Origin of the sequence: Microbulbifer sp. ARAS458-1 (genome assembly GCF_045348205.1) — a bacterium.
Lineage (GTDB): Bacteria > Pseudomonadota > Gammaproteobacteria > Pseudomonadales > Cellvibrionaceae > Microbulbifer.
In genome coordinates this window covers 3679512-3705881 of record NZ_CP155838.1, presented here as the reverse complement: position 1 = coordinate 3705881, position 26370 = coordinate 3679512, and the positions used below count along the sequence as shown (strand labels likewise).

The following is a 26370-nucleotide window of genomic DNA, read 5'->3' as shown; positions in this document are numbered from 1 at the left end:
GAAGGCAAAGCGGATGTAACCGCGGACCCGAGAAAGAAAACCAAGAGGATAAGTGATGGATTTCTTTAACAGCGTAATCGCGTTTTTTCAGACTGGTGGTGCATTCATGTACCCCATTCTGGTGGTATTCGCGCTCGGCGCCGCGGTAGCCATCGAGCGCTATATTCGCCTTATGTACGAGCGTCATACCAACCGTGCCGCCTGGGAAAAGCTCCAGCCTGTACTCAAAACCGGAGACTTTGACCGCGCCCGCAACCTGGTCAAGGACGATAACACCGGTGTTGGTCGTCTGCTTGCCATGGGCCTCGAGCGTCAGGGCGCAGTGCGCCGCCGTGAGGATATCGAGATCGCCATGGAAGAGAGCATCATGGAGACTATCCCGCAGTTGGAGAAGCGTACTCCCTATGTTGCCCTCGGCTCCAACATCGCCACCCTGCTGGGGCTGCTCGGCACGATTATGGGTCTGATCGAAGCCTTTACCGCGGTGGCCAATGCCAACCCGGCAGAGAAGGCCGACCTTCTGTCCGCCAGTATTTCTGTTGCGATGAACACTACCGCCTTTGGTCTGATGGTCGGTATTGCACTACTGATCGTGCACGCACTGCTGAACTCGCTCACAGGCCAAATCGTCGACAGCCTTGAAATGGTGTCCGTCAAGGCGCTCAACATCATGTCTTCCGGCACTCGCCGTCGCAGCGAAGCCGCGAAAGACGTTGCCGCGGACAAGCCGGTAAACCGTGATATCGAGCAGACAAAGCAGGCGCAACAGGCCGAGGAGGCTGAAGCTGAAACCGAAGTCGACACAACTTCCGACAACAGTGCCAAACCGGAATCTGCGTAATGAGAAGCAGGCGTCACAGTAGAGCCAAAGAAGCGCCGGAACTGGACATCACCGCCTTCCTGAACTTGATGGTGGTGCTGGTACCCTTCCTGCTGGTTTCTGCGGTGTTTTCCCGAGTGACCATTCTTGAGCTGAATATGCCAACCGGCGCCGGCGGCGCGTCCGAGGATCCCGGTGTAACCCTCGAAGTGGTGGTTCGAAAAGAAGTGTTGGAAATCAGCGATGGCGAAAAGGTCATTGCGCGTTTCCCGAATCTGAACCAGCAGGAAGGTGAGACCACGCAGGCTGAAGGTGAGGTGCAGGTTCCAGTGGATGAGAATGGTCTTCCCATTATTCCTCCAACGGATGAGGTATACGACCTCGCGCAACTGCGCGAGTACCTGATACGTATCAAAGAGACCTATCCGGAGAAAACGGATTCCACATTGCTGATGGAACCCGATGTGGCCTACGAGCACCTGGTGGGGGTCATGGATACTGTGCGCAGTGCCGAGGTTATGCCCGTGCCGGAAGATGGCAGCATACCTGACCCTGAGGCAACACCTGAAAAAATGGAACTCTTCCCCGATATTTCCCTGGGAGATGCGCCGTGAAACGTGAAAGTAGACGCATGAAGCGCATGGCTCGAAGCCATAAGCGCAAAACACCGGGGATGAACCTGACCTCGCTGATGGACGTGTTTACGATCCTGGTGTTCTTTCTGCTGACCAACAGTTCCAGCAATGAGGCCATCGAGGCTCCCAAGGTAATCACCCTCCCGGACTCGGTGGTGGAGTCGAAGCCGCGGGAGACCGTCACCCTGATGGTGACCCACGACGAGGTTTTGATTGAGGCCAAGCCGGTGATGACTACGGAGGAATTGTTCCAGAGCGAACAGCTGGTCATTGAAGCGATTCAGCAGGCAATGATTGCCGAAGTGGGTAAAGCCATGACCATGGCTGACAGTGAACTGGAAGAGGCAAAAGCCGCACTGGCCGAGCGCGCCGCCGCCGGTGAGGACGTTACCGCCGAAGCCGCGGAACTGCTGGCCGAGCCGCCGGAAGTGAATATCCTGGCGGACCGCACTGTGCCGTTCAGCATTCTGAAAAAAGTCATGTCCAGCTGTACCAACGCCGGATACACGCGAATTTCCCTGGCGGTCATTCAAAAAGCATCTCAGAGTTAGTGAGCGTTTGTGAATAATTTTCATCAACAAAAACAGGCACTGACCGCAAAGCAGGAAGCGGTTCGCCAGCAGCTGGAGGCGCTTCAGGCGGAGTGCGACCAGGTTGATGGCAAGCTGGAAGCGCTGCACCGGGATGAAGCCAAGCACCAGTTGCTGGATGAGATTTCGGATCGCCTCGGCAAGCTGGAAGAGGCCGGTGCCGGCGACCTGTTCTGGGCGGAGCACTACAAGCAGGACGCCTCCAAGGCGCTGATTCATCGCCTGCAGAAAACTGTCAGTATCTATCACGCCAACCTGAACCTGTTGCACGAGCGCAAGCAAAAGCTGCAGGAACAGATTGAAGACTGTCGTGACGACCTGTTTGACCTGGATGCCGAGTTCCGTGAGATTCGCCAGGCCGAAGAGGATGTCCATTACGAGTACGAAGTCACCCGGGAGCTGGAGCAGTCCGCCTTCCGTGATGGCACCATGCCCTGGAATACCAGTGGTGAGGATGAGCGTCGTTTCCGTATCAGCCTGCTTGCGTGTTTGCTGTTGGCTTTCTTCCTTGGTTTTGGTGTGCATATCTGGCAGCTGCCGGAGCCCGATGAGAACGAGGTGGTAGAAGTTCCCGAGCGTCTGGCCAAGCTGGTGTTGGAGAAGAAAAAACCCAAGCCCAAGCCGCCCGAGCAGGTGGTGAAGAAGCCGGAAGAGAAAAAGAAAGAGCCTGAGAAGCCCAAGCAAGAGGTGGCGAAGGAAGAGCCCAAGCCATCAAATGTGGAGAAAAAGCAGGTGCGTAAAAAAGTCGAGCGCGCAGGCCTGCTGGCGTTCAAGGACAACTTCCAGGATCTTATTGAGGATGATCTGGACAACCGGCTTGGTAAGCAGACGCAACTCAGTACTGCCGGCAAGCAGGAAAGTCGTAGTCAGCGTTCACTGATTACCTCTGCGGCAAAATCCGGCTCCGATGGTATTAACACCGCGGCCCTTAGCCGGGATGCCGGTGGTGTGGGTACCGCACTGGACGGTGTCAGCTTCTCGCGGGTATCCAGTGGTATCGGTACCGAAGGTGATTTCGCCGGCGAAGAGCGCCCGCTCAGCGAAGGTGTTGGCCCATCTCGTACCGACGAAGAGATCCAGATCGTATTCGACCGTTACAAGTCGGCGCTCTACCGGATCTACAACCGCGAACTGCGTAATAACCCGGCGCTGCAGGGCAAAATGGTGCTGAAAATCACCATCGAACCGGACGGCACCGTATCTCTGGCCTCTGTCGAGAGCAGCGATATGGACTCGCCCACCCTCGATAGCAAAATTGTTGCGCGCGTGAAGCGCTTCAACTTCGGACCCAAGGAAGGTGTACCCACCATCACCATCCTGTACCCGATCGACTTCCTGCCGGCGGCGTAGAAAGTGGATCAAAAAACAGTCATCCGGATATCACTCCGGGTGGCTGTTTTCCTTTATCCACAGCAACTTGTTCTGCTTCTTAAGAAACTACGTGAGCTTTACTTGAGAACTGTTTGGCAAACGTAGAAAAAGTTCCCCTCCTGGCGCAGCAATTTTGACTTGCTTCACGGTGCCGACTCTTCCCTTCCAATAAAGTTCCGCGACCGGCTCCTTCCCCGGTGCTGTCGCCTGTGCGGCAGTTGGCAAAAATAAAACTGACTGGCAGCGGAAAGCAATGAAGTCTGAAGTAACAGGGCGAAACACTTTCAAAAATGCAATTGCGGCAATCGCGCAATCCGTGCGGCTGTGGCTGTCAGTTTTGCTACTGGCTTCGATATCGGGCGAGGTATGGGCGGCGCCGACCAATTATTGTGTGGCGAACCCCGGTGCACCCACGCAACTGGTGAATATCCAGCGAGGAAGGGGCAATACATACTGCGATCTCTGTGGTTACGGTTTTATCGAGGTGGACATCACCAACCCCTACCGTGCTGGTGGCGACGACTTTGCGTACAACACGTCCGGGCTGCAGCAGACTCGGGAGGAAGAGGAAAGAGGGTCCTGGTTTGATCGGGAGTATCGTCGCCGCTCCGGTAACTATTACACCTATTCCAGTAATGGGGACTACGGATCTGCAAACCCGGATATGGATTTTGACAACAGCAATGGCCTGGTTGTCCGTATTCCAGTCGATGCCGGCATACGGTTGTATACCGGTGTCAATGTCACGGTCACTGGGGCGGTAAGCAGTGGTAATGTTGGCAGCGTGAGCGAATCTCAGAACGGAGGTAACTGGGAGATTCGGATCGGTGGGCTGCCCACCCTGCCGGACGGCAATAGCCCCACCATGACGGTGCGAATCCCCATCCACCGTCCTCTCGTTTCCCCCACTAATGGCCCAGAGCAATTGGATGATGAAGGGGATTTTATCGGTGGTGTTACCGCCGAGCTGAATTATGTAACCACGGATAGCTGTACCTCGGGGGGGCAGGCAAAACGCGCTCCGACCAATAGCGGTAGTTGCCCGATAAACTGGGGTAGTGGTTGGACTGACTGGGAGCGCCCGGCACCGTCATATCCGGCCTACCCGGGAACGGCCACCGACTGTACTCCTGAAACTCCGGACGAAATCAGCAACTTCAACCGAAATCTGGCCAGCACCGACCGGATCTATATCAACAAGCCGTTTGTGCAGGTAGACAAGCAGGGCTGGAACTACGACGCCGGCCAGCGCGAGAACACCCGCAGCGACACCGTTTATGGCCACAGCGATGACGATATCGTGTGGCGCCTCAATATCACCAATAACGGCACCAATGCCCGTGCGCCTTTACAAGACCTGCGAATCGACGATGTGCTGTCCCGTGCGGATGTCGCCAACGTGCATTACGTCTGCCCCAGTGTCTCCGAGGCCAACGACATCGCAGCCAATGACGGTGTGCCGAGCGGCCCCACAAGCTGTATTGCCACCGATAATCTGACCGGTAGAGTACTGGATAACTGGGATGTGGCACCGCCATTTGGCGAAGGTGACGATATTCCACCGCCCTACGCGGGAACCGTAGAGGCGGAAACACCGGGGTCGTCCAGTGGCACTATCGATATTGCCGAAGACGACTCGATCAATCTTTATCTGGTGGGCAAGTTACAGGGCAGCGCGTCCTGTCGTGATGGTGCACCGCTGATCAATAGCCTTGAAAACGTTCAGTTCGGCTGTGCAGTACAGACACCGCCCGGTGGTATCGACCCCGGTCTGGGTGAGGAAACGTCCGAGCTCCGTACCTGGTACGGCCAGGGTTCTGTTGCCGGTGGCGCAACCGCGCTGGAGGTAGAGCGCACGCTGACCGGTATCGACGGTAGTGCCACCGTGGGTATGCGCGGCCTGATGACCATCACTCTGTCCAACCAGAGTGGTGGTACCGTCTGGTTTGACAATGGCATGGCCTATCATATTCGCGACCAGCTGCCGGAAGGTTACGTACTGGACCCGAGTTATGCGCCGCAATTACTCCGTCCCACAGGGAATAACGGTTATACACAGGGTTCACTGTACGGACAGTATGACGGCCGGGTGGATCGCCTGGAGTGGGTCAACCCGGCAAACGGTGTCGATACCGTTGATACCGGCAATCATACCGACTATCTGTTGAATACCGCCCCGGAATTCAAGCTCTCCAGTTCGACCCAATATACGGAGAGCAATCCTGCCGGTGACTATAACGGCGGTAAAACCTATCGCGATCTGATGCGCCACGGTGACGTGGTGGTGATCCGCTTTGCCATTATTCACAAAGATCCCCAGCACTTTGACCGCGCTGCCGATCTGGATGTGGTTCCCGAGAGCTCCAGTGTAGACCTGTTCCAGCGCCCGGAACCCACCGACCCGCCCGCACTTTCCTCGAGCCTGCAGAACACTCTCGAGGTGGAATTCAAAACACTGTGTAACTCCCAGGGCGTTCAGGAATACAACCTTACCGGTAACGGTGTCAGCAGCAGTCCGGCGGATAATACCGCTGGCACAAGCATTGAGTTCAACCCGGAAGACATCGATGTCGAAATCCTCGATCAGTCATTTATTGTTACCAATGACCCGGAGCAGACTACACCGCTGCGTGTGCGCGCCACCAATAACGGTGGGGTAAACGCTCGTGATGCCAGTGTGTTCATCAGTTTTGGGCCCACCCTCGAAGTAGTGACGGTGGATGAGCAGAATGGCAATTGGCAGTGTGATATCACAAACGTCAGTGGCGCACCGGTACCCCAGCCTAACCCGTATAAAACCTGGGTGGTGAATCCACCGGGGGATCCAACCAAACTGCACTTGCCGCTGACCACCACCGGCACGGTCTACCGCTGCTACGCGGATCACAGTAACCCGCTGAATCGTGTACTCGCCCCCGGTGCTGGTAATGCGGTCGAGTTTCACTTCGAGGTGCGTAAGGCGTCAGACCCGGCGCGGATTTTAGAAGACGATGTCACCTTCCGTGTGGATGCCATCGGTGAGATCTGGACCGTGGGTAGCCTGGACCTGGCTGACCCCACCGTGAGCATGAGCAATTCCGGTGGTAACACCAATAACCGGGTTGTTCAGAGCTACACAACTACCAATACCCCAACAACAATCAACAATGATCAGCCCCTGTGGTTCCCGCAGCCGGGCAATGCCAGCCAGAACAATGCGCGCAGCGACGGCGAGGTAGATCGTGGCAATCTGTATTCTCTGGACGCCAACTGGTCCCGCGGTATTGGCTTTAACCTGCTGAAAGATCAGGTAGCCTGGAGTGCCACCGGCGGCGATATTTCTGCGCTGAATGGCGTGATACCCACACTGGGGGAATGTAACGAGGCCAGTCCGGCAACACGAAATGCGGCACTGCCGGATAGTGCCATGTCCGACGGCTACCCCAATTTTGCCCGCAAGCAGCGGGAGCTGGTGCAGATTGGTGAGGAATGTACCAATCGCATCCAGACCGGTGGCTGGTTTGGCTTCAAGTCCCGCGGCTTCTCGTTTATTGGTGTGAGCAAGGTTCTGGTAGAGGATGAGGTCGAAGACGGCCTCGCGTATATCTCCAATACCGAACCTCAGGTCGGCCTGCAGATTGCCGGTGCCACCTCGACACCCAATCAGCCCAATAAGGGCCCACTGGACGAAGGGATTTTTGGCTGGTACTTCAGCGGTAATCAGCCTGGTAGTGACGGACGCAATGATTACATTACCACCATCGACCAGTGGTTCCATGTCAACGCGACCACCCGGGTACAGAACAAGGCCATCAATGACCGCAACGCACCCAATGTGCAGGGCGCTGACCGCAACAACATCCTGAATTCCAGCTTCGAAGCGGCCTACCACAATGAGAATACCGGTGAGGACGAGTACTTCGATTTTGGCAGTAACATCGTAGGTTACCCTTGGGAGCGTATTCGCCGTGTCGATGTGGTGGTGACCGAGCCCGAAATCACTCCAACGAAGACCTATTGTGAAGCGGGCAGCTTCAATACGGCTACCGGCGACTGTTCCGGCGGCTGGCAGCAAAACCTGACTGGTGCCGATACATCCCGCGACTACATTGTGCGTCTGCGGCTAGTCAACGCCAATGAGACCAATGGCGAGCCGAATGCCCCGGCCTATGATTTCGTGGTAACCGATACCGTGCCGGACCTGCTGGTTGTAGTGGACCCCGCCAGTGATGGAATTGACAACGACGGCGACGGGCTGATCGATGAAGACGGCGAGCACCTGAGCCTGATTGAGAACACACCCAATGACGGTGTGGATGCAACCCTGGTGTTTTCCCATTCACACAGTGATACCGGCGCGCCTTTGGGCAGTGCTGCCAACAATGGCCTACGCCGTCTGAATGGCGGTACAGGTAGTTCGGAAGATGATCGCAGTCTAAACCTTTACTACAAGGTCAATCCGGATGAGCGGATCGCGCCCAACCAGACACTGCAGAGCGGATACCTGATCGATTACGACACCCTCGAAGGTGGTGATGCGAGCGATCGCAATGAATTTGGTAATCAGACCGTAGAGCTGCGTGGAAATGGCGATATTGGCGGCGCCCGAGTCTACGCTGCCGGTCCTGCCGACGCGTCGATTACCTTTATTACGCCGGCGGTTGAGCCCAAAGAAATTACCGCGCTGTCCGAGACTACCCTCGGTGAAATGATTGGCGGTTATCAGGCGGTCAAAATCGGTGAGGAAATTGAATACACCCTCACCGGTCAGCTGCCTTATCAACAACTGCGCGGGCTGGTGGTGAGCGATACCTTGCCGACCGGTCTCACCTGTGTCGACGCTCCGGCAATCGATCTGAATGCCCCTCCCTATGCGGCAGCGGGCTTCCGTCGCCCGGACCTCAGTCCGGTGCCGATTATTACCCCGGTGTGCAGTGGCACCCAGGTGTCCTGGGATTTTGGTGATGTCACCCTGACCACGCCGGGCTCCGAGTCACTGTTCAGTTTCCCGGTCAGTTTTATCGCCCGTGTGGATAACATTCCCTCCAACAACAATGGTGAAGGCAACAGTGGTACCGTGCTGGAAAATGGCAGCGGTGACTCCGCCTACCTGCGCTACGCCGATGCCATGGGGAATGAGACGGAGCTCAGTTTTGGCAGCGTGGCGGTGCGGGTCACCGAGCCGGCGCTGCTATTGGATAAAAGCTGGACCGATCCTCGGGATGCCGGTGACGAAGTGACCGTCACACTGAAGGCAACCAACAGTGGCTCCGCTGCACTTTACAACCTGCGCATTCTGGAAGATCTGGTCGATAGCGAGATGACCTTTATTGCCGGCAGTGTGACCGGCTCCGATCCTCCCCTGGTGGATACCGATGCGTTCGGAGAGAACCAGCCAGTATTTGTCTGGGAACCGGAAAACCCGCTGCTTCCCGGTGAAACCCTGGAATTTACCTTTCAGGTGCGGGTGGACGACAGTGCACAACCTCAACAGCAGCTGGAGAATACAGCGCACGCCGCCTGGACGTCGCTGCCCACACGCAGCACCGCACTGAACCCCATTGATCAGAACAGTGGCTCGGCGCGTACCGGCCAGATCGGTGCCAATGGTGCAGCGGACGGTATGCGTATTGGTGAACTGCCTCTGGAAACCGGTGCCGACGCAGTTAATGACTACAGCCTCGACAGTAATCAGGTCACTGCCGATCTCGACCCTGTCACTCTGGATAAGCAGGATCTGACCCCCGGTGTGCTGCCGGAGATCGGTGCACACAAGCAGTTCCAGATCACCGTTGACCTGCCGGAAGGCACCACCCACGACCTGCAGGTTCGCGACCTGCTGGATAGCGGCAGTGCAAGCTATGTACTGACCCGTGATGCCAATTACGATGTGAGTTACACCTTCACCGGAATTGTCAGTATCGACGGTAATACGGCGGTGGACGAGAGTGCATTCCGCGCACCGGCACCGGTGGATGGAGCCAGTGGCGAAATTCTGTGGGATATCGGTACCGTGCTTACCGAGTCGGAAAGTGATTTGCCAACCGCAGGTGCCATCAATCCGCGAATCGTCATCACCTACTATGCGCGGATCAATAACGACACCGCTACCGGTACCGATAGCGGAGAAGGGAATAGCCTACAGAACGGTGCGGAACTGCGTTACCAGCACGGCGAATCTCTTACCACGGTCATAGAGACTGCCGATACACCGGCAATCACCGTAACGGAGTCGGCGCTCGATGCCACAAAAGACGTAACCCAGATTACCCCGGGGCAGCTGACCCGCGGCGCGGTGCTGGAATACGTGGTAACGCTGACCAATAACGGCAATGCCACCGCTTACGATATAAATCTGGTGGACAGCCTGCCGGAGCAGCTGGACTGGGACAGCAGCTTTACCCCGACCGTTACCATCGGCGGTAGCCCTGTGGGTGGATTTGAAGCAACGCCGGATACCAGCACCGAAAATACTCTGATCTGGGGACGCGGCAACGCCGATGGCTCCCTGGATCTGCCTGCCGGTCAACAGCTGGTACTGACCTATCGGGCGACCGTGGCGGCCAACGGTGGCCCCTTCACCAACGAGATCACGGCGGACTGGACTTCCCTGCAGGACGACGTTGCGTCCAACAGTGACTACGAGCGTACCGGTGCAGACTGCCCGGCGGCGCCAAACGACTATTGCCTCACGGCCAGCGAAACCACGGACGCCGCTGCGGAAGACAATACCGCGCTGATCAAGGCGTTTGAGTCCGACAGTTGGGTGCTGCATGGCAGCGATGCGAGCGATGCCCAGCTTCGCGTGGGCGATACCGTGGACTATCGTCTGACCCTGACACTGAACGAAAGCGTCACGGCCAATGTGGCCATTGCCGATACGCTGCCTGTGGGGTTGGAGTTTGTCGAATTAGTCAGTGTCAACGGACAGACCAGCGCGCCGTTTGAAAATACCGGCGCTTTCAGTCACGGTCCCCTTGCCACCAATTTGACCGGTGATGCGAGCGCAGGGCAGGTGCTGAACCTGGCACTCGGTGACGTGGACGCAGTCGATGGTGATGACAGCAACAATGATTTCGCTATCGTGTATCGCGCCCGTGTGGTGACCGATGTTTTAGCGCATCAGGATGTACTCGGTCCCCTGAACAACCAGGCGGAACTGAGTGTCGATGCCTATGATGGCTCTACCGTAACGCTGCCTGCGGCAAGCGCTGCGATTGCGGTGCATCAACCGGTGCTCAGCCCACTGGTAAAAATCGACACCCTGAGCGGGCGCGCCGGCACCGGTACCCAGACCGATCCCTATCTGGTCGTACTGTCCGCAGACACCATGCAGTTCCAGCTGCAGTCCTGTAACCAGGGCGATGCCCCTGCCTACAACGTGCAGCTCACCGACACCCTCGCTCCGCAACTGGATGAGACAGCATTGTCGGATGCCAGTGTCTTTACCGTGGCGATCGATGGTACGGCCACCAGTGAGTTCACTTTTAGCGGACAACCGGCTGTCGGTGGCAGCTTTACACTCACCCTGAACGACGACGAACCGCTGCTGCCCGATCAGTGCCTGACGGTGGATTACAGTATCGGCTTCCATGCGGATACCGGCACCAGCGAGCTGTTTAACAACAGTGCCAGTGTCGATAGCTACTGGTCGCTGCCAGGAGCAGCGGGTCAGCAATATACCGACGATACGGTTGCGTCTGTGTGGATGCAGAATCCCAGCAACGCGATGCCGCCGGAAAAAGCGCTGGTCAGTGCCCCCACCGCCACCATCGGTGAAGAGGTGCGCTATCGCATCACCATCCCGGAAGACAATATCGCTCGCACGGACGTCACTCTGACGGATTCGTTGGCACCTCAGTTCGAGTTTGTCGGGGCCACACTGAGTATCAATGGCGGTACCGCCAGCGACCTGCTGAACGGTGGTGACGATACCGATCTGAGCTTCGATCTCGGAACACTCCAGGCCGGTGAAACCGCGCAGATCGAACTCCTGCTGCGTGTGACCAACAGCGCCGACAGCAATGCCGGGGATATTGTGATCAACCAGGCCAGCTACAGCACCGGCGGGGTTACCTACACCAGTGCGGCCACGGATCCACTAACGATTGTTGAACCACAGCTTGCACTGGAAAAAGAAGTGCTGTCTGCACCGGCAGATATCACCGCGGGTACGCTACTCGATTACCGCCTGACGATGACCGAGGACGGCAATGCGAATTCCGCAGCGGCCTACGACCTGGTGGTTACCGATGTACTGGACCCCGGGCTTGAGTATGTTGCGGGTTCCGCGAGTGCGGGAGAGCCGGTGATCAGTGGTGATGCCGCCAGTGGTTTTACCCTGCAGTGGAACCTTGCCAGCGTCGCGGTAGGCGATAGCCTGAACCTGGAATATCAGGCGGTAGTGGGGGACGACGCCCGCCCCGGCCAGGTGCTGAACAATAATGCGGAAGTGCGCTGGACCAGTGTGGCCGGTGATTCCGATTGGGAACGCGACGGCAGTGAAACCCCGGCGTACAACGACTATATCGACAGCGCCAGCGCGGCAGTGACGCTGTCTGACAACACCAGCCTGGAAAAACACCTGCTCAGCGATACGTTTGATGGAACCGGCAGTATTCGTGTCGGTGATCGCGCTCGCTTCACAGTCACGGCGACCCTGCAAAAAGGTACCTATCCGAGTGTTGTCATCACCGATACCCTGCCCACAGGTCTGGTGTTTGAGGAAGTAATCAGCGCAGACTTTTTCGGCACGGATGAATCCGCTTCGGTGGCGAGTGCGACGACGGTCAATGGCGCCGAGGTTGTGTTTAACCTGGGTGATGTGACCAACCCCGCGAGTGCGGCCAGTGACACCCTGCAGATCGTCTACGAAGTACGCGTGCAAAACGGCAGTGTACTGGCGCAATTACCCAGCAGGCAGGCACTGGAGAACGCGGTCGCGCTGGATTACGCATTGCCGTCCGGTCCGGCCAGTACAATCAATGCGCAGGCGACGGTTGAAGCGGTACAGCCGCTACTCGCAATCAGTCGCGTAGAGGTCACCACCGCGATCGGTGGCGATACGGAAATCACCGTGGGTGAGGAAGCGACCTTCACCGTTGAGATCACCAACAACGGTGAGGCGCCCGCGTACGACCTGCAGATTGAGGATCTATTGCCAGAGGGGCTGCGAAACGGCGGTGGTGTGACCACGCAAAGTATCGAGCTTCTCGGTAGTGGCAGCCTTCCGGTACGTATGCCGGTCTTTGATGCGACCACCGGCGTTGCACTCTGGGATCTCGACGACAGTGATGTCTACACCATTCCTGTGGGCGAAACACTGCGCCTGGTGTACACGGTGACTGCGGATGACACCCTCGGTGCCGGCCTTTCGCTGGGTAACGGTGTGACCCTGCCGGTTTACTATTCCTTTGATAATAATGCTGTACCGGCCAACGGTCTCGCCGAGGAGCGTCAGGACTATCGTCTCGATGAGGCGGTAAGCGTGGTGCTGACGAGCCCGTTACCGGCTGCACTGGATAAAAACATTACTCAGCCGGAAACGACGATTGGCGAGCAATTTGCCTACCGCATTACCGTGCCCGCGACGCCCGCCGACACTGCCCTCTACGGGGTACAGATCACCGATGATCTGACGGCCTCCGCTGCGGACTTGCGGTTTATTGCGGTGAACAAAATCAGCGGCACCGGCAGCTGGACACCGGAAAATATCGGCAGTGAAACCGAGCTGGAAATCGTCGATAGCGTTGATGGTATCGATATCCCGGCCGGTGAGCAGATCGAGCTGGAACTGATTGTCGAAGTGCTCGACAGCGCAACCAATGTCGCTGGTCTGGCATTTACCAATACCGCCAGTTACCGCTTCAGCACCTTTGATGGTGACCCTGCATTGCTCGCGGATACCTCTCCGGAGATGACTCTGATTGAGCCGCAGCTCACTCTGGAAAAATCGGGTCCGGAAATTCTGCATGCAGGTATTGCCGGAGAATTTATTCTCAGCATTAACAATGTGGGTGACAGCACCGCCTGGGATACCACTGTTGTCGACCTGTTGCCGGATGTGGAGCAGGGCGGTATGTGTGCCCAGCCGCCGGAAGTGGACGCGATCCAGATATTCGATGCGGACACCGATACCCTGGTACGTGCGTTAGCGGCGGATACCGACTTCCAGTCCGTGTTTGACGATTGCACCCTCACGATTACTACGACGGGTGTCGCCATCGAGCCAAACCAGCGCATGCTGATCGAGTATCGCGCGTGGCTGGATGAGGACACCGCGGGGGATCAGACCCTGGTGAATGTGGCCGCTGCGCAGTGGTTCAGCCAGGGCGATGATCGTGAGAATCGTCGAACCTACGGTGCACCGCCCACCGACGGTACGCCGGATGTGCTCGACCATGAAGATGCGCACGCGCTGGTGACTCAGAGTGCCACGCTGAAGATGCTGAAAGAGGTCGTCAATATCACTACCGGCGAGGCGCCCGCTGAGAAAGCAAGCCCGGGGGACACCCTGCGCTATACCATCACCGTCAGCAATGTCAGCGAGATTCCTCTGGCGGAATTTGCCATTGAAGATGCGCTCGGCACTCTTAATACGCAGACGGTCTTTGCCCCGGGTACCTTGACGGTTATCGATATTCCGGTAGATGCCGTGGATAACAGCGATGCGACCGGCGGCGATGCAGCCAGTGGCTTGCTGCGTATCGATGGAATCAGCCTGGCTCAACAGGGAGAGACCGGTGACAGTGTTCGCGTAACTTTCGAGGTACAGCTGGCGAATGTGATCGACAGTGGCACCGCGGTTCTGAACCAGTCCCGGGTATTGGCTTACGGCCAGCAGCTGGCGGTGAGTGATGACCCGAATATCGATGGCGAGGCCGACCCGCAAGCACCGGGCGCTGAAAATCCCACTCAGGTCATCATCGAATCCGCTCCTGTCTTCAAGGTAGAGAAAATTTCCGAAGACATGACCGGCGAACCGGACAGCCTGGTGCCGGGCGACACATTGCGCTACACCCTGCGGGTAGAAAATATCGGTAACGAGAACATGGTAGAGGCGACCCTGCGCGATCAGGTGCCCGCCAATACCACCTACGTTGCCGGTTCGACCACGCTGAACGGTGTTGCTCTGGACGATATCGATGGCAGCACGCCACTGGCGCAGACCCTGATCATCCAGTCTCCGGGTGCGGAAGTCGGTCAGCTGATGGCCGATCCGGCGGCGTCTGGTGTCCAGGCGGCATTGATTACCTTTGATGTCACCATCAATGACGTCAACGATGGCACGGTGATTTCCAACCAGGGCTTCGCCAACGGTGCCGGTGCGGGCGTCGATGCGGGTGGCGAAAATACGCCGTTAGACGAGAAGCCGTCCGACGACCCCACCACCGAAGTGGCCGACGATCCGACCATCGATATCGTCGGTAATGTGCCGCTGATCCGCGCACAGAAAACCGTGGAGCTGGTGGTGGATAACATGACCGCCGGTATCGTCGACCCGGAAGACGTGCTGCGCTACACCATTACCGTCAGCAACATGGGCGGTAAGGATGCCACCGAGGCGCGCTTTGTGGATCTGGTGCCGGAACACACGACCTACGTTGCCGGCAGTACCATGCTGAATGGTGTTTCCGTCGCGGATGATGGGGAAGATTCACCGCTGATTTCCGGTATCGCGATCAGTACGGACGACCTGACGCCACCGCTGCCAGCGCAAGGTGAAGGTGTTCTGACCACCGCGCAAACCGCCACCATCGTGTTCGATGTCATGGTCAACGCCGATACCGAGCGCGGCACCATCATCAGCAACCAGGGCAATGTGTACAGTCTCGAACTGCCGCTGACCCTGACCGATGCGGATGGCAATAGCAGCAATGGCGCCCAGCCCACTGAGGTGGTGGTCGGTGATGCCCAGCAGCTTTCCATCACCAAGGAAGTGGCGGTTGTTGGCGGCGGCGCGGCCGAGTCCGGCAAGGTGCTGGAATACATCGTCCGCGTTACCAACATTAGCGCCGTACCCGCGAGCCTGGTGAGTATCTACGACGATCTGCTGGTCGCCGGTGAGGGTGTGCTGACGTACGTGGAAGATTCCGCACGCCTGAACGGCCAGCCCGATGGCGTAATGGTCGATGGTCCGCTGATCACCGTGGACTACAGCACCAATTACGGAGACCTGCAGCCTCAGGAAACCATCACCCTGCGCTTTGAAGCCAAGCTGGGTGAAAACCTGGCCATGGGGTACCCGGTCGTGAACACCGCGCAGGTGAAGTGGAACGATCCCGCAATGTATAACGAAGCCACCGTGTCGATCGATATCGGTGGTACCCCGGGGATTGCGAACCTTTCCGGTTATCTCTGGCACGATGTCAACTTTAGTGAAACGGCGGATGCGGAAGAGCAGCTGCTGGTGAACTGGAGTGTGGAGCTGTACTTCAACAACGCTCTGCTGGAAACCGTGCAGAGTGATGACAAGGGGTACTTTGTCTTCGATGGCCTGGTGCCGAATATGGACGGTGCGGACATGGCCGGTGCCAGCTATGAGTTGCGCTATCTTGCCCCCAATGCAGGGGATAACACGGCGTCACTGGGTACCGCCAGCTCCGATTACACCAACGGCCCGCAGCAGATTCAGAATATCTATGTGGAGTCCGGGGCCAACCCGCAGAACCTGAATCTACCGATTACGCCGAACGGTGTTGTATACGACTCGGTACTGCGTGCACCGGTAAATGGCGCCCGCGTCCGACTGCTCGGTGCATCCAGTGGACAACCGTTACCGGATAGCTGTTTTGAGGATCCCAAGCAGCAGAATCAGGTCACCCTCACCGGTGGTTTCTACAAGTTCGATGTGAACTTCAGCAGTGCTGCCTGTGCGGTGAATGCGGACTACCTGATCGAAGTGGATGTGCCCAACGAGGACTACGTGTCTGGCCCGTCCCAGATCATTCCGCCGCAGACCGGCTTGGATACCGGTAGTTTCGATGTAGGGGCCTGTATCGGCAGCGCGGCCGACGTGATTCCGGGTACGCCGGACCACTGTGAAGTGCAATTGTCAGTGACGCCGCCATCGATCGATGCCGACGCGCGCAGCAGTGAAACGGACTACTACCTGCGGCTGAATCTGGATGACGCCAATCAGCCCGGTAGCAGCCAGCTGTTCAACAACCACATCGCACTGGATCCGCAGCTGGAAGGTGCCCTGGCACTGACTAAAACCGCGGCCATGTTGAATGTAACGCGCAGCCAGCTGGTGCCCTACACCATTACCTTCAACAACTCGCTGCCGGTACCGCTGACCGACCTGCAACTGGTGGATTACTTCCCCGCAGGCTTCAAGTACGTTGCCGGCTCTGCAAATCTGGATGGTTTGCCGGTGGAGCCGCAGGTACACGGACTGCAGTTGCAGTGGCCGCATCTGCGCGCCGAGCCGGAGCAGACACACACCATGAAACTGTTGCTGGTGGTGGGCTCCGGTGTGGGCGAAGGGGAATACGTCAACCGTGCACGGATGTTTAACGAGCTGTCCGGTCAGCAGGCGTCGGGTGAAGCGTCGGCTACTGTGCGTGTGGTTCCGGACCCGACCTTTGACTGTACCGATGTCATCGGCAAGGTCTTTGATGACAAGAACCTGAACGGTTATCAGGATCAGGGTGAGGGCGGTGTGCCCGGTGCCCGGGTGGTGACCGCCAATGGTCTCAAGGCGACTGCCGACGCCCACGGGCGTTTCCACATTACCTGTGCGGCTGTACCGAACCCGGATCGCGGCTCCAACTTTGTGCTGAAGCTGGACGATCGCAGCCTGCCAAGCGGTTACCGCTTGACCACGGAAAACCCACGGGTTCAGCGTGCCACTCGAGGCAAGATGCTGGAGTTCAACTTCGGTACCAGCCTGCACCGTGTGGTGCGCCTGGATCTGGCGGAAGCGGTGTTCGAGCCCGGTTCTACCGAGCTGCGTCCGCAGTGGCAGTCCCGCACCGAGCTGTTGCTGGAGCGGCTGGAAGAAGCACCGTCGCTGTTGCGCCTGTCGTATCTTGCGGAAAATGAAGATCCGGCACTGGTGGAAGCGCGACTGGAAACCATCAAGGCGCGTATTGCCGAAGATTGGGCAGCACTGGACTGCTGCTATCCGTTGAATATCGAAACCGAAATTTTCTGGCGCCGTGGTGCGCCGCCCGAGCGCGGCAATGTGCTGGACGGGTTCAAACGCAGTATTAACCGCATGATCGGAAGTGAAGATCAGGGAGGTGCCCGGTGATGTTCCGTCCTTCGCAGAAAAAAATGGCGGTCATCGTTGCCGCACTGGTAAGCACCGTCGCCTACGCGCAAGAAGAAACCCAGGCGGACAGCGCCTGGTGGCACTTGATTCCGGGGCTCTCGCCGGAAGTGGAAAGCGCCGGTGAATACACGGAGAAACCGCTCGGTAGCAATACGGAAACTACCCTGATCCCGGCCGTAGGGCAGTTGTGGGTACAGGATGCGGAAACTTTTATTGCGCCGGAAGAAGCGGTTGTGGAAAACAACATTCTGCCCCCGCTCCTGTTCCGTGCAGTGGAAGATGAGGTTGATCCCGAGCTCGTGGAACAGCTGCGCGAGAAACTCGCAGAGCTGGAATCGGCCCATGAAATGCAGCTGATCGTCGTCGGGCACACCGATAGCGGCCCGCTGAATGACGATGAGCTGGCCGAATACGCGGATAAAACGGCATTTACCCAGGCCCGTGCACAGTTGATTGCGGATTATCTGCAAACCGCGCTGGAGTTGCCCGATGAGGCCATCGTGGTGGAGGGGCGTGGAGACAGCGAGCCCCTGTCGGAGAACATCACCGAAAAAGGTCGTGAGCTGAATCGGCGGGTGGAGCTGGCGGTGCGCTATTTTGAACTGGATGAGGAAGCGCGAGATGCGCAGCGTCGCGCCGAGGCCCTGCAACTCAATCGCGTCCAGGTCTGTCGCCAGGAAACCGTGTGTAAGCTGCGCTATACCGCGGGCTCCGACCAGCGGGCGCGCCTGAAAAACCTGGTTTCCCCATTGCGGTTGCAGCCGGGGCAGGCGGATTTACCGATGGCGTTTGTGCGGCGTATTCAGGAAGTGCGTAATACCCTGCAGGACAAGCCAAATCTCACCATTCATTTTGTCGGTCACACCGACGGCGGTGCACTGCCGGAAGGGCCGGCGGAACTGTACGACGACCAGATGGCACTGTCCCGCGCGGAAGCACGTCGGGTGGCGCTGGCCGTGGCGGACCAGTTGAATCTGCCAGGCTATATGGTGACCAGCAGTGGCAAGGGTTCGTCGCAGCCGATTGCAGCCAACGACACCGCTAAGGGGCGCTCACTGAATCACCGTGTGGAAGTGGAGTTCTGGTACGACGACCTGCTGGAGACTGCCGCCGACGGTGTGCAGGCCTGTCCGGAAGCAGCGGATGCGGAAACCATCACCATCGAACATGAATCCCCCACCGGTGAAGTGCCGCCGATTTTTCTGAATAGTGGTGAGCCGCAGATTACCAGCGCACAACTGGCGCAGATGCAGCGCCTGATGGACGAAGTGGCGGGCAAGCAAAATGTGCGCCTGAGTTTTGTCGGCTACAGCGACAACGAGCGTATGGAGCGCCGTGAGGCCATGGTCTATGGCGACGACGTAGGGCTGTCATCTGCGCGTGCGAAAAAAACCATGCAGCTGGTACAGGAAAAGCTCGGCCTCGAAGACGATCAGGTAGAGTTTGAGGGCCGCGGTTACGTGGAATCCAAAGACGTGGTACAGACCGGCTTTATCCACATGGACGGCGCCCGCGTGGAAGTGCAGGTGCTGTATGACGAGCTGGCGATTCTGGCGGAGCAGGACCGGCTGGAAATCGAGCGCCTGCAGCAGGAAGCGGTTGCCCACAACCCCTACGCGTTGAACCTGATGCGGATTACTGTGGACGGCGCGCCAGAGTACGACCCGCACAAAAATTCCGCCGACCTGCAGCGTTGTACCGATGTGGCACTGGACAATGCCAATATCCAGTTCCGCTTCGATAACCAGACCATGCAGCCCCGGCTGAATGTCACTGCCTTCCCGAATACCATCCGTTTCGCGGATGACCCGGAAACCGAGCTGGTGGAAAGCCGGGTCGCGTTCAAGCGCTACACCAATTACCCGTCATTTATTACCCGCGCAGAAGTGCGGATTTTCGAGGAGGCGCAATCCCTGCGCGACGAGCCGCTGGCTGTTGTCACCCTTGACCAGAATGGCGAGGGCGACTGGCAGGCAGACTTTGACAGCTTCCAGGCGCCACTGAAAAAACTGAAATATGTATTGCGAGTGTACGACTGGAAACAGCGCTTCGACGAAACCCGCCCACAATCCCTGTGGCTTGTGGATAACTTCGAGCCGCAATTACAGGAGACCACTACGGAGCAGGAGCTGCTGGTGGGCTACGGCGAAAATCGTCTGTCCGAGCAGAATATCCCGGTAAATGGCAACGCAGTGCTGGTGAACGGCGCGGATATTCCGACCAATCACAGCGTGTGGCTGGCGGGACGCGAGATTCCGGTTAGTAGTAATGGCGAGTTTGTTGCCGAGGAAATTTTCGCCAAGGGTCTGCATACGGTAGAAGTGGCGGTGCTGGATGAGCAGGGCAACGGCGAGCTCTTCCTGCGGGACCTGGAGTTCAACCGCGACGACTGGTTCACCGTGGGCATTGCGGATCTCACCATCGCCCGTGACGACACCAATGGTCCGGCCGCACTGGTGACCGGCGATCAGACCCACTACGACAACTCCGCAAGTTACGACGGTCGCCTGGCGTTTTATACCAGCGGCAGCTTCGGTGACGGCTGGCGCCTTTCCGCCAGTGCGGATACCGATGAAGGGCCGATCGACGAGCTGTTTACCAACTTTATGGAAAAGACGCCGGATGCCCTGTTCCGCCGTCTCGACAGTGATCTGTACTACCCGACTTTTGGCGATGACTCCACGGTGGTGGAAGATGCGCCCACTTCCGGCAAGTTCTATATCAAGCTGGAAAACTACGACGACTACGGCTTGTGGGGTAACTTCAAGGCATCTTATACCGATAACGAGCTTGCGCAGATCGACCGCGCCCTCTACGGGGCCAATTTCCACTTCGAAACCGATGACGTTACTGACTTTGGCGACAAGCGTTTTGAAGTTGATGCATTCAGTGCGGAACCCGGCACTATCGCTGGCCGCGACGAGTTCCGCGGCACCGGTGGCTCCCTCTATTACCTGCGCCACCAGGATATTCTCACCGGCTCTGAGCGCCTGCGTGTGGAAGTGCGGGACAAAAACTCCGGCCTGGTGCTGGGGGTGAAAAACCTGACTCCGGTGATTGATTACGATGTGGACTACATACAGGGCCGCGTGCTGCTGAACCGTCCTCTATCGGCGATCGCCAACGACAACCTGATCGTTCAGGATGGCTCTTATAACGGTAACCCTCAATATCTGGTGGCCCGCTATGAATACACTCCGGGCTTTGACGATCTGGATACCCTCGCGGTGGGCGGCCGCGCCCAGTACTGGGCGGGTGATCATGTGCGCATCGGCGTTAGCGCCAGTCAGCAGGACGAGGAAGACAATGAGTCGTCCCTGCATGGTGTCGATCTGACACTGCGTAAAACCGCCGGTACCTGGGTGAAGGTGGAAGTGGCGGAGAGTCAGGGCAATACGCTGGAAAGCCTTTCTTCTCTCGATGGTGGTTACAGTTTCAACCAGGGCGGTTTTGAACAGATAGGCCCCATCGATCCACAGGCCAAGGCCGGTGCAAACAAGGTCGAGGCTGCCGTCCAGATGGGCGACTTCTTTGACGGTGTGCGCGGTTCCATGTCTGTTTACGCCCAGCAGCGGGATGCGGGCTTTTCTGGACCGGGCCAGCTGGCCACCCACGAAACCGAACAGTTTGGTGCAACCATCAACCTGCCCATTGGCGAGCGCTTTGATGTGGGCCTTAAGACCGACACCAAGGAACAGCAGCAGGGGCTGCAGACAGAAGCCACCGATGTGGAGCTGGGGTATCGCCTGAGTGATCGCTGGAGGATTGCGGCGGCGGCGCGGGCCGATTCTCGCGAAGACCTTTCACCGGTTGTACCTCTTACCCAGAAACAGGGTGAACGTACCGATGTGGCAATCCAGGCCGGTTACGACTCCGGCGCAAACTGGAACGCTTTTGGTTTCGTGCAGCGGACCGCGGAAGTGTCCGGCAACCGCGATGAAAACAACCGCATCGGTTTTGGCGGCGCTTACCGTGTCAGCGACCGCCTGACGGTGGACAGTGAACTGTCTGGTGGCGATACCGGCACCGCTGCGCGCCTGGGAACAGACTTCCTGGTTACCGATCGTACCAATCTCTATCTGAACTACACCCTGGATAACGAGCGCACCGATACCGGTGTGCGCGCGCGCAAGGGCAACCTGAACAGTGGTTTCCGCAGCCGTTTCTCCGATACCACCAGTATCTACGGTGAAGAGCGCTACACCCACGGTGATGTTTCCACCGGTCTTACCCACGCTCTTGGGGTGGACCTGGCACCCAGTGACAAATGGCATTACGGCACCAGTCTGGAGGCGGGTACCCTTGAAGATCCGCGCACCGGTGCGGAAACCGAGCGCCGTGCCATGGGGGCAAGCATGGGCTTTAACGATGGTGAGCTGCGAGTGGCGAGCGCGGTGGAATACCGCGTGGATAACATGCAGACCCTGAACGGAGCGGGTACCGAGGATGATCCGCAAAGTGTGCTGGAAAACGAGCGCAAGACCTGGCTGCTGAAAAACACTCTCAGCTACCAGATGAGCCCGGACTGGCGTTTAGTAGGCAAGCTCAACTATTCCGACAGCAAGAGTTCCGCGGGCCAGTTTTACGACGGTAAATTTACCGAAGGTGTGATGGGTTATGCCTACCGCCCGGTGGATAACGACCGCTGGAACACCCTGTTGAAATACACCTATTTCTACAATGTCCCGACCAATGATCAGGTACTGGTAACGTCAAGCAGCAACAGCAGCGCCATCGAATTCGTGCAGAAGAGTCATATCTTCTCCGTGGATACCAACTACGACCTCACCCAGCGCTGGACTGTCGGTGCCAAGTACGCCTACCGCCTGGGGCAATTGAGTATGGAGCGGGAAGATCCCGAGTTCTTCGATAGTACTGCCCATCTCTATGTAGTGCGCGCGGACTGGCACTTCGTCAATCACTGGGACCTGCTGATCGAAGGCCGCCTGCTCGACCTGCCGGAAGCCGGCGACAGCCGCAGCGGCGCACTGCTCGCACTCTACCGGCAAATGGGGCGTAACTTCAAGGCGGGTATCGGCTACAACTTTACCGACTTCTCCGACGATCTGACCGATCTGGATTACGACAGCCAGGGTGTGTTTATCAATATGGTTGGTAAGTTCTAAAGTCTCGTTACCGGCGAGTAACCCCCATCCTGGGTGATGGGGGAACAGGAATGTAAGGGGGTCACTTGGCTTCAGCCATGATTCCCTTGGCAGGTTCTGTGCTGGTGGTAGTGATAGTGGTAACGGTTGTTCGTTGCTTTCGCTGAGCCTGCGTTTTCAACCGCCGCTTCTGCCACCAAAGGTACAGGCCGGTGCCAAACAACAGTGCCGGCACCAGGCCTGCCAACAACACCAGCCAGCGCCCGACTATCCCCAGGGCATCCCCATTGTGCAGAGGGAACTGCCAACGCAGGATTTTATTACCGAGTGGGATCTCGGTAACCTTCTGAGTCAATAGCACTTCGCCGGTGTACTGGTCCAGCCGTGCAAAGCTGGCTCCGTAATTGGTCCAGGCTTCGCCTTCTGCACGGAAGGTCACGCCGTAGCTGTCTTCACTATTGCGCGGCAGATAAATCCGTTTCAGAACACCACCGGGGAAAACCTCTTCACCAATGGTTACCGCCATATCCGGCGAAATCGGTGTGCCAGATATTACCCGTGAACCGGGCAGGGCGGGACGGGGCTCCACTTTGAACAGGCTGCCGACAACCGCTTCTACTTGCGTCGGAAATACCAGCGTCACACCGGAGAAGCTGATCATTAACAGCAGCGGTAAAAAATAAATGCCGAAGACCTTGTGGATGTCAAAGTAAAACCGGAATCGATTCCCTGTGCGCGAAATGGAAAAAGCCCGCTTCCAGTCTCGAGTTCCGCTGTGCCTCAGTTTTGGCCACCACAATACGACACCGGAAATACAGAACACCATCAGTAGCAGGCCCATAAAACCCACCACAGTTTTGCCATTTTTTCCCGCGAGCAGCGTGTAGTGCAGGCGGTACAGCCAGGTCATGGTGTATTCCGTGGTGCCCCAGCCGCGCACAGCCAGCACTTCGGCGTCGGTGGGTGACACGCTGACTTCGATAGGGCCGGGTGCGCCTTCCGGTGTGGGGAAGCGTACAACGTGGGGGCTGCCTGGCTGGCGCTGGGTCATCAGGCGGGTGGGCTCGGGATTTCCGGGAACCGCGGCTTGCGCGGCTGCCAGTATTTCGGAATAACTGGCGGGGCGATCACTCGGGTTGAAGGTTACCGTTTGCGGTGCAAGTGTTTCATCCAGCGCGTGGTCGAACACCAGCAGACTGCCGGTGAGGCCGATCAATGACAGCAGTAGGCCCAGGGTGAGACCGGCGTATTTGTGCAGGACGAAAAATGTTTTGCGCATGGAATGACGTATTTATGGATTCGCCAGCCAGCGGGCTCCTACGGAGTATCTTCCAATCGGAGCCTGCTTGCAGGCGAGCACTCGTTATTTATTAGAATACCTTGGAGTAAGACAGGTTCACACTGCGCCCAATTCCCTTGAAGTTGCGGATGTCATTACCCGCGGTCTGGGAGTAGTAGGTGAAGTAGTCTTGATTGGTCAGGTTTTGGATACCCAATGCGAGTTCACCGCCCATCGCCTGCAGCTGTGCGCTGGCATCAATGATGGTATAGCCGTCAAATTCACGGGTGACGTCACCTGCTGAGTTTTCGAAATCACGGTCCAGCAGCCAATTTGCTTGGATTCGCGTACTCAACACCTCGCTCCAGTTACGTGCCCAGCTCAGGTTAAAGCGGTTGGGAGCGATATTGCGGCCATCCAGATCTGTATCCACCTTGCCATCGTCATTGGAGTCGTATCGGCCTTTGGTGTAGGCATAGCGGGCCTCCAGGGTGTCGGTGTCAGTGGCGTACCACTGGCCGCGCAGTTCAAAACCGTCGATATCGGTCTTTTCCCGTTGCACGCTGTAGATGCCATCGTCGCCAAGCGCCAGGCGCTGGCCAATATCGGAATCGGATGAGTAGTAGGCGAGCTGGGCTGCGAATGCCTCACTGGTAAACTCCAGCCCCAGTTCCTGGTTCTCAGTGAGAATTGGCTGCATGTCCAGGAAGCTTTCGACCGCAAGGCCCGGTTCATTGATGCCGCGTAGAACCCGCCCCACATCCGGCATGGAAAATCCCTCTGAATAGTTTGCGTAAACTCGCAGGCCGTCGGTGAATGCATAGGTCGCGCCGATATTTCCGAGTGTTTCGCTGAATTCGGGTTTGCCACCTTTGACGAACTGGCTGCCGTAAGACGCGAGGGTTGTGAAATCATCAACCTGTAATTCGGAGATCTCATGGCGTACGCCGGCGGTAACCGTCAGCTGGTCGATACCGCTGAATTCCGCCTGAGCATAGGGCGCGATATTTTTATACTGGGTGGGCGGAACCCAGGCTCGACTGGTCAGAATCAGTTGCTGCCAGGTTTCGTCTTCCAGTAGGTCCACACCGTAGGCGAGGCTTACCGGGGCGCCGGCGATCTGGTCCTTGATCAGTGTCAGCTTGAGACCGCGTTTTTCTGAGTTGTTCTGGGATTGGTCGTACAGATCAGGACCGTAGGTGTCTTCATCCTGAAACGTGCCGCTGTTGGTCGCGCCATAGGCTCCGGCAAAATCCTGCGAAAATACCTGGGCGCGCAGCTTCTGCCCGAAGAAATCTTCGTTACTGTATTGCAGGTTTATCGTGGTGACCTCGTTGGAGGGGGACTTTCCTGGTACTTCACCTTTTACCGCCGTGGTGGGAATACCGGTGTCAATATCGCCGTCCACGCTTAGCCAGTTGTTGTTCCCCTCCACCAGAAAGTGGTTGATGGTCAGCTGCACGCGTTGGCTATCCCAGCTGTAACCAGCCTTGATAAACGCATTGCTGGTTTCACTGTCCATAGTGTCGCCCTGGGTATTGTCGAAGCCGACAATCTCCCCATTGGCGTCGTAGCTGATACCGGAATTGCGGTAGGTCATGCTGGCCAACACGTCTACATCGCTTAACTTGCCGGAAAGGCTGTAGCTGCCGTTGTAGCCCAGAGTGTCGTTCAGCTCATCGGTCTGAAAAGCAGACTCCACCCGCACACTCTGTTGAAACTCGTCGCTCGGGGTGCGGGTAATCAGGTTGATGATACCGCCGGAGGCGCCCATGCCGTGGATGGCGTTGGCACCGTGAATCACTTCCACCCGCTCCAGAACCAGTGGATCAATGGTGTGACCATCGCGACCGCCGTCACGCAGAGGGTTGGACTGCGGTACACCGTCGATCAGGTAGAGTGGTTTGCGGCCGCGCAGGCTCTCGCCTGAACTGGTCATCTTCTGGCGGCTGGGGGAAAAGCTCGGAATCAGGTTGCCGAGAATGGTCGACAGGTCGCTGGTGGCGGCCATCTGATTGGTCAGTTCCTGCTGGTCGATCAGGGTGACGGTATTGGGAATGGCGCTTAAGGGTTTTTCCGTACGACTTGCGGTAACCACTACTTCTTCTTTGATCTGGGAGTTGCTTTCCGCGGCAATGGAAAGCGTACTGGTGGCGGCAATGGCCAGAGCAAGGGTGGTACGAGTCCCGCGCATGCTGAGCTCCTTGAGAAAACTGGATGTGTTATTGGGCGAATTTATTGGACGATTTTGCCGGATGATGCGGCGAATTGTTGCGGGCAGGGGCCGAAGGTTTAACCGCCATGCGGTGAGGG

At 57.6% G+C, this 26370-nt stretch carries 8 protein-coding genes; 6 read left to right on the top strand and 2 right to left on the bottom strand.

Translation table 11 applies throughout. The annotated features are described in order from the left end of the window. Positions 1 to 55: 55 nt before the first annotated feature. The 6 genes from AAFH99_RS15470 (at position 56) to AAFH99_RS15445 (ending at position 22799) form a co-directional block, all read left to right on the top strand. Positions 56 to 841, top strand: coding sequence for a MotA/TolQ/ExbB proton channel family protein (locus AAFH99_RS15470; protein ID WP_043318986.1), 786 nt, complete (start codon positions 56 to 58; stop codon positions 839 to 841). Continuing rightward, complete coding sequence (locus AAFH99_RS15465) at positions 841 to 1434, top strand: biopolymer transporter ExbD (RefSeq protein WP_043318983.1); 594 nt, start codon at positions 841 to 843, stop codon at positions 1432 to 1434. Before AAFH99_RS15470 ends, AAFH99_RS15465 begins: the two co-directional genes overlap by 1 nt. After that, positions 1431 to 2006 carry a biopolymer transporter ExbD gene (locus tag AAFH99_RS15460; RefSeq protein WP_231491805.1) on the top strand — a complete coding sequence of 192 codons (576 nt, stop codon included), beginning with the start codon at positions 1431 to 1433 and terminating at the stop codon, positions 2004 to 2006. Before AAFH99_RS15465 ends, AAFH99_RS15460 begins: the two co-directional genes overlap by 4 nt. Positions 2007 to 2015: 9 nt before the next feature. Further along, entirely contained in the window at positions 2016 to 3395 is a 1380-nt protein-coding gene (locus AAFH99_RS15455; RefSeq protein WP_051687137.1) for a TonB family protein, read from the top strand. A 274-nt stretch (positions 3396 to 3669) separates the two neighbouring features. Then, complete coding sequence (locus AAFH99_RS15450; RefSeq protein ID WP_406828179.1) at positions 3670 to 17652, top strand: isopeptide-forming domain-containing fimbrial protein; 13983 nt, start codon at positions 3670 to 3672, stop codon at positions 17650 to 17652. Continuing rightward, positions 17652 to 22799 (top strand): OmpA family protein, encoded by a 5148-nt coding sequence (locus tag AAFH99_RS15445; RefSeq protein ID WP_406828178.1) that lies wholly within the window; start codon positions 17652 to 17654, stop codon positions 22797 to 22799. Before AAFH99_RS15450 ends, AAFH99_RS15445 begins: the two co-directional genes overlap by 1 nt. A 61-nt stretch (positions 22800 to 22860) precedes the next feature. Here the strand turns inward: AAFH99_RS15445 and AAFH99_RS15440 are convergent, their stop codons facing one another. Continuing rightward, complete coding sequence (locus AAFH99_RS15440; protein WP_406828177.1) at positions 22861 to 24057, bottom strand: PepSY-associated TM helix domain-containing protein; 1197 nt, start codon at positions 24055 to 24057, stop codon at positions 22861 to 22863. A 91-nt stretch (positions 24058 to 24148) separates the two neighbouring features. Further along, positions 24149 to 26251, bottom strand: a complete 2103-nt coding sequence (locus AAFH99_RS15435; protein ID WP_406828176.1) for a TonB-dependent receptor — start codon at positions 26249 to 26251, stop codon at positions 24149 to 24151. Between the last annotated feature and the right edge of the window lie 119 nt (positions 26252 to 26370).